At 66.3% G+C, this 14,089-nt stretch carries 14 protein-coding genes, 1 tRNA gene and 2 pseudogenes; 10 read left to right on the top strand and 7 right to left on the bottom strand.

Going from position 1 to position 14,089, the window contains the following annotated elements; all coding sequences use genetic code 11:
• The first annotated feature begins 353 nt into the window (after window positions 1–353).
• Window positions 354–608: an antitoxin gene (locus tag ACTWPB_RS28215; protein WP_446223495.1), complete on the top strand. Its 255-nt coding sequence runs from the start codon at window positions 354–356 to the stop codon at window positions 606–608.
• A complete protein-coding gene (locus tag ACTWPB_RS28210; RefSeq protein WP_446223494.1) occupies window positions 605–1,033 on the top strand; it encodes a TA system VapC family ribonuclease toxin in 429 nt (142 codons plus the stop codon). The genes ACTWPB_RS28215 and ACTWPB_RS28210 overlap by 4 nt, the downstream gene beginning before the upstream one ends.
• Window positions 1,034–1,491: 458 nt before the next feature.
• Here ACTWPB_RS28210 and ACTWPB_RS28205 read toward each other — a convergent pair whose 3' ends face one another.
• Entirely contained in the window at window positions 1,492–2,205 is a 714-nt protein-coding gene (locus ACTWPB_RS28205) for an MmyB family transcriptional regulator (protein ID WP_446223493.1), read from the bottom strand.
• A gap of 468 nt (window positions 2,206–2,673) precedes the next feature.
• On the bottom strand, window positions 2,674–4,509 hold the full coding sequence (locus tag ACTWPB_RS28200) for an acyl-CoA dehydrogenase (protein WP_446226516.1): 1,836 nt from the start codon (window positions 4,507–4,509) through the stop codon (window positions 2,674–2,676).
• Window positions 4,510–4,720: 211 nt separating this feature from the next.
• Here ACTWPB_RS28200 and ACTWPB_RS28195 point away from each other — a divergent pair, with 211 nt between their 5' ends.
• Entirely contained in the window at window positions 4,721–5,323 is a 603-nt protein-coding gene (locus ACTWPB_RS28195) for an alpha/beta hydrolase family protein (protein WP_446223492.1), read from the top strand.
• Between the two features lie 56 nt (window positions 5,324–5,379).
• On the opposite strand, the gene ACTWPB_RS28190 is transcribed toward ACTWPB_RS28195, so the two are convergent.
• From ACTWPB_RS28190 to ACTWPB_RS28180, 3 genes are all read right to left on the bottom strand, one after another.
• Window positions 5,380–6,051: a class I SAM-dependent methyltransferase gene (locus ACTWPB_RS28190; protein ID WP_446223491.1), complete on the bottom strand. Its 672-nt coding sequence runs from the start codon at window positions 6,049–6,051 to the stop codon at window positions 5,380–5,382.
• A gap of 216 nt (window positions 6,052–6,267) precedes the next feature.
• A complete protein-coding gene (locus tag ACTWPB_RS28185) occupies window positions 6,268–7,374 on the bottom strand; it encodes a DUF4185 domain-containing protein (RefSeq protein ID WP_446223490.1) in 1,107 nt (368 codons plus the stop codon).
• A gap of 168 nt (window positions 7,375–7,542) precedes the next feature.
• A complete protein-coding gene (locus ACTWPB_RS28180; protein ID WP_446223489.1) occupies window positions 7,543–8,292 on the bottom strand; it encodes a crotonase/enoyl-CoA hydratase family protein in 750 nt (249 codons plus the stop codon).
• Between the two features lie 130 nt (window positions 8,293–8,422).
• On the opposite strand from ACTWPB_RS28180, the gene ACTWPB_RS28175 reads away from it, so the two are divergent.
• The 5 genes and pseudogenes from ACTWPB_RS28175 to ACTWPB_RS28155 all read left to right on the top strand — a co-directional run bounded on the left by ACTWPB_RS28175 (window position 8,423) and on the right by ACTWPB_RS28155 (window position 10,887).
• Complete coding sequence (locus ACTWPB_RS28175) at window positions 8,423–8,725, top strand: hypothetical protein (RefSeq protein WP_446223488.1); 303 nt, start codon at window positions 8,423–8,425, stop codon at window positions 8,723–8,725.
• Between the two features lie 119 nt (window positions 8,726–8,844).
• A pseudogene (locus ACTWPB_RS28170) lies at window positions 8,845–9,076 on the top strand (LLM class flavin-dependent oxidoreductase); the annotation flags it as partial.
• A gap of 64 nt (window positions 9,077–9,140) precedes the next feature.
• Window positions 9,141–9,527, top strand: a pseudogene (locus ACTWPB_RS28165) (acyl-CoA dehydrogenase family protein); the annotation flags it as partial.
• A 342-nt stretch (window positions 9,528–9,869) separates the two neighbouring features.
• Window positions 9,870–10,397 carry an NADPH-dependent FMN reductase gene (locus ACTWPB_RS28160; RefSeq protein ID WP_446223487.1) on the top strand — a complete coding sequence of 176 codons (528 nt, stop codon included), beginning with the start codon at window positions 9,870–9,872 and terminating at the stop codon, window positions 10,395–10,397.
• Complete coding sequence (locus ACTWPB_RS28155) at window positions 10,390–10,887, top strand: flavin reductase family protein (RefSeq protein WP_446223486.1); 498 nt, start codon at window positions 10,390–10,392, stop codon at window positions 10,885–10,887. Before ACTWPB_RS28160 ends, ACTWPB_RS28155 begins: the two co-directional genes overlap by 8 nt.
• Window positions 10,888–11,023: 136 nt before the next feature.
• On the opposite strand, the gene ACTWPB_RS28150 is transcribed toward ACTWPB_RS28155, so the two are convergent.
• Window positions 11,024–11,094 (bottom strand) — tRNA-Gly (locus ACTWPB_RS28150).
• Between the two features lie 377 nt (window positions 11,095–11,471).
• Between ACTWPB_RS28150 and dcd the strand changes: the two genes are divergently transcribed.
• Window positions 11,472–12,071 carry a dCTP deaminase gene (gene dcd / locus ACTWPB_RS28145; protein WP_067455312.1) on the top strand — a complete coding sequence of 200 codons (600 nt, stop codon included), beginning with the start codon at window positions 11,472–11,474 and terminating at the stop codon, window positions 12,069–12,071.
• Here dcd and ACTWPB_RS28140 read toward each other — a convergent pair.
• Window positions 11,990–12,499, bottom strand: a complete 510-nt coding sequence (locus ACTWPB_RS28140; RefSeq protein WP_427904574.1) for a hypothetical protein — start codon at window positions 12,497–12,499, stop codon at window positions 11,990–11,992. The genes dcd and ACTWPB_RS28140 overlap by 82 nt on opposite strands.
• A gap of 203 nt (window positions 12,500–12,702) precedes the next feature.
• Between ACTWPB_RS28140 and ACTWPB_RS28135 the strand changes: the two genes are divergently transcribed.
• A complete protein-coding gene (locus ACTWPB_RS28135; RefSeq protein WP_396894937.1) occupies window positions 12,703–13,962 on the top strand; it encodes a helix-turn-helix domain-containing protein in 1,260 nt (419 codons plus the stop codon).
• Window positions 13,963–14,089: the final 127 nt, after the last annotated feature.

Below are 14,089 nucleotides of genomic sequence, written 5' to 3'. Positions count from 1 at the left end.
GGTGCGGGCCGTTTTGTCGTTTCCGCAGCTCCTGCCGATGATGGATCGGCGAGGTTGGCATCTTCCAACTGCGGAAATTCATCGCTTCGCGCCCTCTGAGGTTTCCTGGCGTGGGGTGAGAGCGACACGGAAGTTGGTCGCACACAACTGCGACGCTGTCGACCACGCCATCCTCTGGAACCTCCTCGCGAATCGGTTGGCCGGCGAGGCAGCACTCGTGCGCCAACTTCTCGTTGACCTGCAATCGACCGGGGATTATTCGCGGAGGTCTGCGGGGGTGGGGACGACTGCTCCGTAGCGGCCCGCGCAATATGATGCTAGAGCATCATAAATCATGATGCTATGATGACATCATGCGGACCACGGTAACCCTTGACCCTGATGTCGCAGCTCTGATCGCGAAGCGGATGCGCGAGACGGGCGCCTCCTTCAAAAAGGCGCTCAACGATGCTGTCCGCGCGACTCTCGCGCCACAGCCGACGCGCGCCGAGGTTCGCGTGCCCACCCGGAGCCTGGGTGCGCCGACGGTTGACCTGAACAAGGCGCTGCAGTTGGCGGCCTCGCTCGAGGACGAGGAGATCGTGCGCAAGTTGGAGATGCGTAAGTGAAGGTTGTCGACCTGAATGTGCTGCTGTACTCGGTCAACGCCGACTCGCCGCATCATGCTGAAGCGCACGGATGGCTGACGAAGGCGCTGAACGGTCAAGAGCCGATTGGTTTCTGCTGGGCGGTTCTGCTCGGATACGTCCGGATCAGCACGAATCCGCGGATCTTCCCCAATGCCGCGTCATCGGTTGAAGCTATCGACGACGTTCGGTGCTGGCTCAGTAGCGAGATGGCGGTGGTTGTCGGTCCGGGAACAGGTCATCTCGAGTTGCTCGACGGCATCCTGCAAAGGTGCGGGACAGCTGGAAACCTCGTGACCGACGGTCACATCGCCGCTCTTGCGGTCGAGTTGGGGGCAGAGGTTGCCACCTTCGACAACGACTTCCACCGATTCGACGGCGTGCGTGTATTCCGTCCCGCGGGGTAGCCGACTGGAAACGGCACCCCGCGCGTTCGGCCGCGGTCAGGCAATACGCCGACGTCGACAGGGATGACGGGCTGTCGACGACGATGCCGTTGAGGTCGGTGATGGTGGCTGGGGCGCGGCGTGGAGTTGGTCGGCGGCTCGATACGACCCCGAACGAGTACCGCCGCCGGTTCCGGATCGGGTGACTCATTATGATCTTGATCGGGACGTTGCCGGTGAGGATATGAGTAACAAGGGGTTTCGGGTATGGGAACGGGTATTGCGGAGGAATGGTCGACGGGCTCGGCTACGTCGGTGTTGTGGGGGCTGACGAACTTGATACAGCTGGTGGTGGGCCTGTTGGCCTGAGGATTTGTCTTGCCCCCTTTCATCGGTCTTCTGTCGGGGGTTGTTCCGCTGTTAGACATCTTGTGCAGCGGAAATCTGTTGCCGTGCTCGGCGACGGGGCCCTGCTGTGTTTACCGCACGGGGATCAGGCGGTAGAGCCACCACGGGCGGCTCGGGAACGCGGGGTCGTAGATGCGCAGCATCATGCGGCGCTCCAGGCCGGTGCTGCGTTCGCGCAGACGCAGGTGGCGCCGGGCGATGTCTTGCGGGCGAACTTCGCTGGTCCACACCGGATCCCAGTCGGGGGACTCACGGCACGATTCGGTGATGGCGGTGACGCGCGGGGTGGGGGCGAGCGGGGCGAGCATGCGGAAGGCATGGACCAGGAGCTGGGCTTCGGTGTGCCAGTCGAGGTAGACCTTCTTCGCCACGGGGTTGAGGAACATCCACTCGAGCATGTTCACGCCGGCGCCGAGACCGGGGAAAAGGCGCTGGTAGTCGGAGTTCGCGGCGAGCATGTCCATGGTGGGGAATCGGGTGAGGCAGGCGGGGTGGGTGAGGCTGGCCAGGTCGGCGAGGTCTTCGGCCGACGGGGCGGTTGCGACGGCGCCGGATTCGACGGCGGGCAGGCCGAGGACCAGGATGTGCTTGCGATACCAGAGCGGCACGTTGAGGCTGTCGAAAAGTCGTTGGAGCATAGCGGGATTCGGGACGAGTGCCCCGGATTCGATCTGGCTGATCAGCAGGGGCGCCAGCTGTGTGCGCGTGGCGAGCTCGGCCCGCGCGAGCCCGGCGGCCAGCCGCCGTTCACGCAAATACACACTGAGCGCAGTGCTGTCAGCCATCCCAACCCCCGAGCCTCACCCCGACCGACGGTAATCCCAGGGTACGCCGGGTGAGTACCCGGATGGCGGGGAACCGGCACTGCTCGGCGGCACGACCGCCAAGCGCGTCAGCGCGCTGGGTCCAGGTGCTCACCGCGTCGAAAGTGGACTGAGCGCGCATGTTCGCTCGGCGTTAATCTCGTCAAGGTTGTCCGTCACCATTCCGTGATAGGAATGGCCGACCCACTTCGAAGGAGATTTTTCATGGATGGCCTGATGTACTTCCTCACGACCCTCGCGGCGCTCTCCAGCGGCTCCGCTTAAACAGAAAACGGCCCGGAGCAAAAGCTCCGGGCCGTCTGCTGATCACGCAAGAACATGGGTAACTCACCGGGAACCGGCTAACTCCCCACGCACCTCCCCGCCAGCCGCGTACCTACCCGGACATGAACCTGAGTCCGGCTTGAATACTCGGAGTGGCGGCACTGCCTAGAAGGCGGCTTCGTCCAGGTCCATGATGTCGTTGTCCAGGTTGGCGAGGATCGCGCGGGTGGCGGTCAGCTCCGGCAGGACGTTGCGGGCGAAGAACTGCGCCGAGGCGACCTTGCCGGTGTAGAAGGCGACGTCGGTGCCGGTGGCGCCGTTGTCCAGCGCGGCCAGCGCGATCTCGGCCTGGTTCAGCAGCATCCAGCCGATGAACAGGTCGCCGACCGACATCAGGAAGCGCACCGAACCGAGGCCGACCTTGTACAGCTCGGTCGGCTGCTCCTGGGCACCCATCAGGTGGCCGGTCAGGGTGGCGGCCATGGTCTGCACGTCCTCGAGCGCGGTGGCGAGCAGCTTGCGCTCGCCCTTGAGGCGCTCGTTGGCGGAGTCGGACTCCAGGAACTTCTGGATCTGGCCTGCCACGTGGGCCAGGGCCACACCGCGGTCACGCGCGATCTTGCGGAAGAAGAAGTCCTGCGCCTGGATGGCGGTGGTGCCCTCGTAGAGCGAGTCGATCTTCGCGTCGCGGATGTACTGCTCGATCGGGTAGTCCTGCAGGAAGCCCGAGCCGCCGAAGGTCTGCAGCGAATCGGTCAGGTACTGGTAGGCGCGCTCGGAGCCGACACCCTTGACGATCGGGAGCAGCAGGTCGTTCACGCGGAACGCGATGTCCTTGTCGGCACCCGAGACGACCTCGGCGATTTCCGGGTTCTGGTGCGCGGCGGTGTAGAGGTAGATCGCGCGCAGGCCCTCGGCGTAAGCCTTCTGGGTGGCCAGCGAACGACGCACGTCCGGGTGGTGGGTGATGGTCACGCGGGGCGCGGCCTTGTCGATCATCTGGGTCAGGTCGGCACCCTGGACGCGGATCTTGGCGTACTCCAGCGCGTTCAGGTAACCGGTCGACAGGGTCGCGATGGCCTTGGTGCCCACCATCATGCGAGCGTTCTCGATGACGTCGAACATCTGCGCGATGCCGTTGTGCACCTCGCCGACCAGCCAGCCCTTGGCGGGCACGCCGTGGCCACCGAAGGTCACCTCACAGGTGGTCGAGGCCTTGATGCCCATCTTGTGCTCGACATTGGTGACGAACACGCCGTTGCGGTCGCCGTAGGTCTCGGTCTCGAAGTCGAAATGGGTCTTCGGGACGTAGAACAGCGACAGGCCCTTGGTGCCGGGTCCGGCACCCTCGGGGCGAGCCAGCACCAGGTGCATGATGTTCTCGAACATGTCGTCGGAGTCGGCCGAGGTGATGAAGCGCTTCACACCCTCGATGTGCCAGGTGCCGTCTTCCTGCTTGATCGCCTTGGTGCGACCGGCGCCGACGTCGGAACCGGCGTCCGGCTCGGTCAGCACCATGGTGGCGCCCCAGTTGCGGTGGGCGATCTTGGCGGCCCACTTCTTCTGCTCTTCGGTGCCGTTGTTGAAGAACACCTGCGCGAAACCGGCGCCGGCGGCGTACATCTGGATGGGCGGGTTGGCGCCGAGCACCATCTCCGACAGGGCCCATGCGACGGCGGACGGGGCGGCCAGGCCGCCGAGCTCCTCGTTCAGCGGGACCTTGGCCCATTCGCCGTCTTCGAGCGCCTTGTAGGACTTCTTGAAGGACTCGGGCATCTTGACGGTGTGGGTGTTCGGGTCGAACACGGGCGGGTTGCGGTCGGCGTCGGCGAAGGAATCGGCCAGCGGGCCCTCGGCCAGGCGGCGGACCTCGGCGAGCATTTCCTTGACGGTGTCGGTGTCCAGGTCGCCGAAGGCGCCTGCGTCGAGCACCTTGTCGATGCCGAGGACCTCGAAGAGGTTGAACTCGAGGTCGCGAACGTTTGCCTTGTAGTGGCCCATGTGAGTACTCACTCTCCATTGAGTTCTGGTGCGGTCGGTGGTGTGCCGTTCCCGCCCGTCGCCGGTTTTCCGCATGCTACTCGCGGGTAACTTATTGACCATATTACCGGTGGGTAATGCTCTCGGCAAAGGGGTGGGCGGCAATGTGATGTGAAAAACACGCGCGGGTGCGGAAACGTTGCTCGCCGTGACCTCGGGGCTACCGTGAGATGTGCGCATCGAGACGACTGTGGGACCGGCCGAGATCGAGCTCGACGAGGTGCGTGATCCGGCATTCCTGCTGGTGATCACCCACGGGGCCGGTGGTGGCGTCGATGCGAAAGACATTCTGGCCGTGCGTGATTCGGCCGTCGAAGCGGGTGGCACGGTAGCTCGGGTGGTGCAGCCATATCGGGTTGCCGGTCGGCGGGCGCCGGGGAACGCGGACAAGCAGGACGGGGCCTGGCTCGAGATCGTGGCGGCGTTGCGGGCGAGATTTCCCGGGGTGCCGGTTGTTCAGGGGGGTCGAAGCAACGGGGCACGGGTTGCCTGCCGCACGGCCGTTGAGGTCGGGGCGAGGGGTGTGATCGCGCTGTCGTTCCCGTTGCATCCGCCGGGCAAGCCAGAGAAGAGCAGGCGAGATGAGCTGCTGGCGCCCGGGGATATCGAGGTCGTGGTGATCAACGGGGGCAGCGACCCGTTCGGCGTACCCGATGCCGCCGATGCCGCCGAAGTACGGGTGATCCCCAAGCAAGCGCACTCGTTCCGAACCGGATTCGACGTCATCGAGGCGACCGTGACCCCTTGGTTCGCCCGTTGGACGGTTGATCACTAGGCCCTCAGGGAGGCATCGCCCGAGAAGGAAAATCCGTCACGGCCTGATGATCTTGATCAGTCGGTGGGCTCGGGGAGGGGGCGTTCGGCTATGAGGAGGGAATCTATGGCGTCGGGGCCTTCGGTGGGGCGGAAGACCTCGTGGGCGAGGGTGATGGTGATGTCGTCGCGGGTGAGGTCGGCGCGGAGGTCTTCGGGGGAGAAGAGGATCTCGGGTTCTTGGGGGCCGCCGTAGCCATCGGTGATGTTGCGGGTGGCGTGGCCGAGGATCAGGAGCATGCCGCCGGGGGCGAGCATGGCGGCGAGCTGGTTCAGCAGGGTGCGGCGCTCGTCGGCGGGGAGGTGGACGAAGACCATCAGGATCAGTTCGAAGGGGCCGGTGATGTCGGCGGCTTCGAGGTCGGTGATGTCGGCTGTTTGCCAGTTCACGCGGGAACGGACCGATCGCGACAGGCGGGCGGCGACGGTTCTGCCCTTGTCGATCCCCACCTGGGAGAAGTCGACGGCCGTCACCTGCCAGCCGTGGGTGGCCAGCCAGAGTGCGTGGCGGCCTTCGCCGCAGGCCAGGTCGAGGGCCCGTGGTAGCGGCGGTGCGACCCCTGACTCATCGGGGAGCAGGGGGATTCTGCGGTCCAGACCGTAGACATGTTCGACGACGGTGCTGTTCGGCGGTGCGCCCCATACCAATTCGCTGCGGGCATACCGCGCGTCCCAATCCGCCGCGCGCATTCCGTCTCCCCGATTCATGGCCGGACTCAGGCGTGCTCGCAGCGCCGCGGCCGCCGGTTGGCCTGGAGTCATGTTAGCCCGTTCCCGGTGAGTTCCCCAGGCGTTCCCGGGACATCGCCGCTGCCCACCCCTATTAGGTAGATGCGTGAGCCAGATCACTACTGTGCGACATCGAACGGGGCGCCTGCGTGGGCACCGGGCCCGCGCCGCCGAAAACTACAGCCTGGTGCGCATGAGGACGACGTTGTACTGCGTGTGGATCGTGGTCATGAAGTAGAGGTCACGGCCGGTTTGGTACGGGAAGATCGACGGGGCGTAGGCGGTGGGCAGTTCGCGCGCGTCGATCAACACCTCCGGGGCGCTCCACGGGCCTACCGGGGAGGACGCGCGGCGCATCACCACGGAGTTGAACGGGTCGGTGGTAAGGGAGACGAACTGGCCGAGGTGCTCGTTGTACATCACCGAGAGCTCACCGACGCCGCCCATGATGGGCGCCGCCGCGTTCACCTCATTGAGCTTCCAGTCGTGACCGTCCCAGTACTCGTAGGCACCGAGGTTCTCGATCTGGGCTTCGGGGACGCGGGCGATGAAGGCGTCGTTGTCGCGGCCGGCGCGAGTGCCGTATTCGTAGACGAAACCGCCGTCCTTCACGAAGCTGTTCATCTGGAAGTTGGCGTTGCCACCCTCGTCGGGGCGGCGGGTGTGGCCGAGATCGGCCCAGGTCTCGCCGTTGTCGGCCGAGGCGGCCAGGCCGGAGAAGCTGGTGGTCCACTCACCGGGCGCGTCCCAGGTCTTCACCGACATCAGCGACATGTACTGCACGCCGTTGGCCGAGATGCCCGCGGTGGGGATGCGGCTGATCTCCAGGAAGGGGATCTTGGGGCTGGGGATCAGGTCGCGCGCCTGACCGATGACATCGCGCACGACACTGTCGAACATGATCCCGTCGGACGGGTTCTGGTCATGGCTGCGGACCAGGATGTTGGAGCGCCACGCCCAGGTGCTGCCCGCGAGCAGGTTGGGGAAGCCAAGGCCCGCGGTGTCGCCGAAGGCGGTGAGCATCTCGCCGCGCCCGTTGTCCCACATGATGCCAAGGTCGGTGCCGAGGACGTTGTAGTTCTGGGTGTTGTTGGGGCTGGCCATACCGGTGACCTGGAAGACCGCCTGGGTGCGTCCGTGCAGGGCGGGCAGGCCGTGGGTGCCGTTGAGAACGGGAATCGGATTGATGGCGTTCGGGTTCGCCACGGCAGGAGGCGCCGCGCTCACCAGTAAGGCCGTAATACCTGTGAGTGCGGACAACAGGGCGAAGCCGGTCTTGTTCACAGGTGTTCGAGCCTCCGGGTCAGGCCGAAATCCAGGCACGTTCCAGGCTTGGAAGTCACGTACCACGCTTCGACTGGTCAGCGAATCGAAGCGATGTTAACAGCCGCTAACAGTGATGTGCGGTACATACCTTCGGTAGTCGGCATGAATTCTCCGGTGGATTGCTTGTCAGTCGCTACTGCTCATGGCCTTACGCAGTAGCAATGGCAGTTGGGCCATTCGCTCGGCGGCGAAGGTGGCCCGTGAACCGCGCTGCCACGAGCGGTCGAACAGGTGCTTGGCGGCCGCCACGGCGTCGCGGTCGCGGGCGGTGACGCGGTCGGCGAGCGCCCGCGCGGCCTTCATCGGGTCGTCGGCGACGTCGGTGATCAGGCCGATCCGGAGCGCGTAATCGGCGTCGATCGAGTCGGCGGTCATCGCCAGTAGCTTGGCCTGGTCGATGCCGATGAGCTGTGACAATGTGGCGGGGCCTGTCATGTCGGGAATCAGGCCGTGGGCGGCTTCCATCACCGAGAATTCGGCCGTGGGGGCGGCGATCCGGAAGTCGGCGGCCAGTGCGATCTGGAGGCCGCCGCCGAAGCAGCGTCCGTGGACCGCGGCGATCACCGGGACGTCGAGGCGGCGCCATGCCCAGCAGGCTTCCTGGAAGGTATTGGTGCCGCGCAAGGGCCGGGGGAGGAATTCTTTGACGATAGCCACCGGATTGCGAGTGGCGGCGGCGATATCGAGTCCGCTACTGAAACTCGGGCCGTTTCCGGTAATGATGACGGCGCGGGTTGTCTTGTGGTCGGCCACTTTTCGGGCCGCGTCGACAAGATCGCGGAGCATTTCCAGGGTGAGCCCGTTGTGTTTGCCGGGCCTGTTCAGTTCGACATAGGCGCGATTGTCGTCGAATCGGACGGTGATGTGGTCTCCCATGTGCCTATCTTACTCGCGAGTCAGTTCGAGTGGGTGGCCACACGGACGATGGTGCGGCATGATCCGAACGCGTCGCGCGTCGTTCGATGCGTGCGGAATCGAGAGGACTCACCGAATGCGGATCTGTCTGATGGCTGCGGCACTGCTCGCGCTGCCGGTGCTGTCGGCCTGCGGCAGTGGCGACGAAGCACCTGCGGTGACTCAGGCCGAGCTGTCGAAGTCGTTGCAGGACAAGGGGTTGACGAATCCCGCGCTGGCCGACTGCGCGGCGAAGGTGTTCTTCGACTCGGGGATGTCGCAGGACGGGTTGCGGGTGATGGTGTCGAACGCGCAGTCCGACGATCCGGCCAAGCTGCTCGGCGAGGGCGACGCGGCCAAGGTGAGTGCGGCGCAGTCGAAGATCGCGGCGGATTGCGTGCGCGTGGGGAGCTGACCCGAGCGCGTATCGATCGCGCCGATTCAAACCCTCGTCGGGGTCGGCTGCCGGTGTTGCACTGGAACAGCCGACGACGAGGAGGAACTGCCGTGACCACGGAGAGAATCGCCGACGAGGTGGAGCGCAACGGTTTCGGCTACGCGCTCACCTCGGTGCGCTACACCGCCTCCTACGGCCCGGAGTTCCAGCACGAGTCGACCTCGTTCAGCCTCGTTCAGCCTCGCGCTGCTCGCCGCGACCGAGTTGATCGCCGCCATCCATCCCGGGCTGTGGCATCCGGCGGTGCTGGCCAAGTTCGGTGCCACGGCCGACCAGCTTTCCGGCGGCCGGTTCGCGATCAACGTGGTGCCAAGGTGCTGCCGCTGGTGCGTGAACTGGAGACCGCCGTGACGCCGGTCGCGGCGGGACGCTGATGACGGTGGTGACCGCTGAGCGGATCGCCACGGCCGGCCAGGCGGAGCTGGCCGAGGTGTTCGCCGCGGGTGATCTCTCGCGTCGACTGCCGCATGAGGAGCTGGATCAGCTCTCGGCCAGTGGGTTGCTCGCGATCACGGCGCCTGCCGAGTTCGGTGGGGCCGACCTGCCGCCGAGCGCGGTCGCCGAGGCGGTGCGGATCCTGGCCGCGGCCGATCCGGACATCGCGCAGGTGCCACACAGTCATTTCGTGTATCTGAACCTGTTGCGGCTGGCGGGAACTCGGGCGCAGCGACGGGACCACTTCGGCAAGGTGCTCGCGGGCGCGCGGATCGCCAATGCGCAGTCCAAGCGTGGTGGGGCGACGGTTGCCGACATCGCGACGGTGCGCGGCCGGTCGATGCTGCGAGTGCGGGCGACGGTGTGCGGGGGCATGGCGGTGCGTCGCCGGTCGATGCTGCGAGTGCGGGCGATGGTGTGCGGGGGCATGGTGGTGCGTCGCCGGTCGATGCTGCGAGTGCGAACGAGGTGTCCGCGGCGATATTCGAAGTAGGCGGAACCGCAGCGCCGCGGCCGAACACCGGCTCGACCACTTCTGGCGCAACGCGCGTACCCACACGCTGCACGACCCCGTTCGCTGGAATACCAGCACATCGGGCGGGCCGTTCTGCACAACCGGCCGCCGCTGCACGGCGTCATCTAGAACCACCAGGAGACAGGACATCCCATGACAGTGACGGTCGTCGTCGGTAACCCGAAACCCGCATCGCGCACGCTCGCCGCGGCGGTGCGGGTCGCGCGGGCACTGCGCCCCGGCACCGAGCCCGCGGTGATCGACCTGGTCACTCTCGGGCCCGGCCTGCTCGGCTGGGGCGACCCGGCGGTGACGGCGGCCGCGCGCACTGTCGCGTCCTCCGAGCTCGTCGTGTTCGCCAGCCCGACCTTCAAGGCCACCTACACCGGACTGCTGAAACTGTTCCTCGAACAGTTCGACGGCGGCACCGGGCTGGCCGGTGTGGTGACGGTGCCGGTGATGCTCGGCGCCGGTCCGGCCCACGCGCTCGCACCCGACCTGCTGCTCGAGCCCGTTCTGGTGGAGATCGGCGGCACCGCCGCGCTGCCGGGGCTCTACCTTTCCGATCGGACTTTCGGCGAGAACGGCGTCATCGAGGAATACGCGCGGCGATGGGGACCCGTCGTCGCGGCACTGACAGACCCGGCCGTCCGGCCGGTGGAGGCAACGAATCATGCATGAGCTCTTGGACTTTCCCGCCGACGGCAACGGCCTACGCCGCGCCTTCGCCAACTTTCCCAGCGGTGTGGTCGCCGTGTGCGCCGAGATCGACGGCACCCCAAACGGTTTGGCGGTGAGCACCTTCGTACCCGTCTCCCTCGACCCACCGCTCGTCTCGTTCTGCGTACAGAACTCGTCATCGACCTGGCCGAAACTGGCAGGCGCGGGCCACCTCGGCCTGAGCCTGCTCGGCACCGACCAGCAAGCCGCGGCCAAAGCACTCGGCGCCCGCAACGGCGACCGCTTCCGCGAAACCGCCCTGCACCGCGGCACCGGCGAAGCGGTGTTCATCGACGGCGCCACAGCCTGGATCGAAGGAGTACCGGAAACCCAGGTCAGCGCAGGCGACCATCTGGTAGTAATCCTGCGCGTGAACCGCGTAGCCGCCCGCGAGGACATCGACCCACTGGTATTCCACGGCAGCAAGTTCCGCACCCTGCACACAGGCTGATTCGGGCCACCTGATCTCGCGAGAACATGGGTAACTCACCGGGTACGAGCTACCGGTACCAGCCAACCCCACCGCCGGCCGCATAAAAAAGCCTCCCCGCGCCTAGGTCTGGCCTAAATACGCGGGGAGGCGGAAGAGCCGATGACGGGAATCGAACCCGCGCCATCTGCTTGGGAAGCAGAAGTTCTACCATTGAACTACATCGGCGAGCAACACCAGTGGCGCACCACCAGTGCCAATCGCGACTGTAGCAGACGTTGCGTCGGGCTTGCCAGGAAACACTGCTCGACGTCGAGATGCCCTGTTCGGCGATGACGGTGTAAGTGCTGAGGGCGGGTGCGCGCCACTCGACGAAAGCCGCGGAGCGGTTGGTGTAGCGGGCGTACCGTGGGCGCCGAGGTCGGTTCCGTTGACCTGGCATCCTTTCTGTCCTATCGTGGCACCTAGTGAAACTCTAGTGGTTCAGAGTTTGGTTGGTGAGACCGAATTCCCAGATCAGAGCCCTTTCGGTGCCCCAAATGTTCGGGTCTTGCTGGGTCGCGCGCACGGCGTTGTCCGGATTCGGCAGCGTCTACACTGGGCCGGTGCTGCTCTCCGATCGTGACATCAGGGCCGAGATCGCCGCTGGGCGTCTCGGCGTCGAACCGATGCTCGAGTCGATGGTTCAGCCGTCGAGTATCGACGTGCGCCTCGACGGGCTGTTCCGGGTGTTCGACAACAGTCGCTACACCCATATCGATCCGGCGCAGCAGCAGGATGAGCTGACCAGCCTGGTGGAGCCGAAGCCGGGGGAGCCGTTCGTGCTGCATCCGGGGGAGTTCGTGCTCGGGTCAACGCTCGAGGTGTGCTCGCTGCCCGACGATCTGGCGGGGCGGTTGGAGGGCAAGTCGAGTCTGGGGCGGCTCGGGCTGCTCACGCATTCGACGGCGGGGTTCATCGATCCGGGGTTCAGTGGGCACATCACCCTGGAGCTGTCGAACGTGGCGAATCTGCCGATCACGCTGTGGCCGGGGATGAAGATCGGGCAGTTGTGCCTGATCCGGCTGTCGAGCCCGGCCGAGCACCCGTACGGCAGCGCCAAAGCGGGGTCGAAGTATCAGGGTCAGCGGGGGCCGACGCCGTCGCGGTCGTACCTCAACTTTCCCCTCTCGCCCGATTCGCTGAGCGCGGTCGAGACTCGCTGAGGGCCTGACGCCACGGCGATACTCAGCACCAGCGACAGCGCGGGCAGGGTGTCGCCGCCGCCGCTGGGCGGGCGCACCCAGTGGCATCCTTCGCGGCTCCAGCGGCCGAGATTGGTCGGCAGCATCACGGCGCTGCCGGTGCCGGGGATATCGATATCGAGCCCCGCGAGCTCGGCGGCCTCTTCCTCGGAGGGCCTGGCGTCGGGTACGGCGAGCACGCTCCAGCGGATCTGGCGTGCCAGCACCGGACCCTCGCAACGTTGCTCGCGTAGCGCCGTGAGCACCTTCTCGGCGCGCGTGGTCGGTAGATGCACCACACAGAGCCGGTCGGTGATCGGCAGCATCACAAAGCCGCCGCGCTCGCGGACGGGTAGCCGGAATTCACGCTGGTAACAACGCACCCAGTCGTCGACAGTTCTGGCTTCCACGCTTCCAGAATCGCGCATGCGGGCGCGCGTGACCACTGCCCCGCACCGCCCTTTCACTGCCTCTGGCAACCGATTCCGCGAACTTGTGGTGTGTCTCACTCCGCACGCTCGTACTCTGGAGGGAGTTGTCCGTCGGATGAGGTGACGCCGTGGTCGGGGAGTGGACAGGGAGAGAGGCCAGAGCTCTTCGCGATGCCAAACGAATGAGCATCCGGGAGTTCGCGGCTCATCTCGGTGTGCACGAACGGCTGGTGTCGAAATGGGAAGCCGGCGGGGTGCGGGTGCGCCCACGTCCGGTGAATCAGGCCGCGCTCGATACGTCACTGGCCCGTTCCGATGATGTTGTGCGCGCGCGATTCTCGACCCTGCTGGCGCCCGCGGGTGATGCCGACCTGCTCGCGTTCGTCGATGCGGGAACTGTCAAAGGTGCTGTGCCCGAGGTGTTGTCGGAGAGGGAGTTGATCATGGCGGCTGCGCACGAGGCCAGCGAACACGCGGCCGCCGCGGAGGGCACGAACGTGGGGGCTACGACGTTGGCCCAGCTCGACGCCGACGTCCGGCGCATCGCCAACGAATACGTCCATGCCGCACCGGCACCGATGATGGTGGAGATGCTGCGGGTGCGCAGGCGGGTGTATCGACTACTCGACGGGCAGCAGAAGCCGGTCGACACCAGCCACCTCTACCTGCTGGCCGGGACGTTGTCGGGACTGCTGGCCAACGCGAGTACCGACCTGGGCTATCTCGACGCCGCGGGCGAGCAGATCAGGGCCGCTTGGGCTTACGCGGAGCTGAGCGGGCACAACGGGTTGCGCGCGTGGACGCGCGGCATGCACGCGCTGATCGAGAACTGGTCCGACCGGCCGCGCAACGCCGTCCAATTAGCGCGCAGCGGACAGGAATTCGCGGGGCCAGGACTCGGCCGGGTGCGGCTGCTCAATATCGAGGCACGAGTGTGGGCGCGGCTGGGCAGCGACGCCGAGACCGACCGGTGCCTGCGCGCGGCCGAGGTGGCGGCCGGTGACCGCCGCGACGAACTGCACGACGAGATCGGCGGGGTGTTCGGTTTCGGCCCGCCCAAGGCCGCCTACTACGCGGGCGCCACCTGTATCCAGCTCGGCCGCGCCGAACAGGCACTGGCCGCCACCGATCGCGCCATCACCCTCTACTCGAGCGGCCCACCGTTACAACGCTCCTACGGCGCCGAATCGCTGGCCCGCGTCGACAACGCGGCCGCGCACCTCATCAACGGCAGCATCGACGGCGCCGCCGACGCCCTTCGCCCGGTCCTCGACCTCCCGGAGGACAAGCGCATCGCCCAGCTGAGCGAACGCCTCGTCGGCCTGCGCCGCCGCATCGCCGCCCCGACCTATCGCGACGCGGTGGAAGCGCGCGGTCTGGATGAGCGAATCGAAGAGTTCTGTGTTGCCACCGCAGCCCTCGCCAGCCATCCGCGACCGTAGATATCCACGTAACGCCTGGTCACGCAGGCACATGGGTAACTCGCCGGGTACGAGCCAACTAGCTCACCACCTTGCCGCCGGCCGCGAACACACGCCCAACGCGCCTAGGTCTGGCCTAGTAACGCGG

The organism is Nocardia sp. IBHARD005 (genome assembly GCF_052814245.1).
The sequence above is the reverse complement of the archived record's forward strand: the minus strand, read 5'-3'. Positions and strand labels throughout refer to the sequence as shown.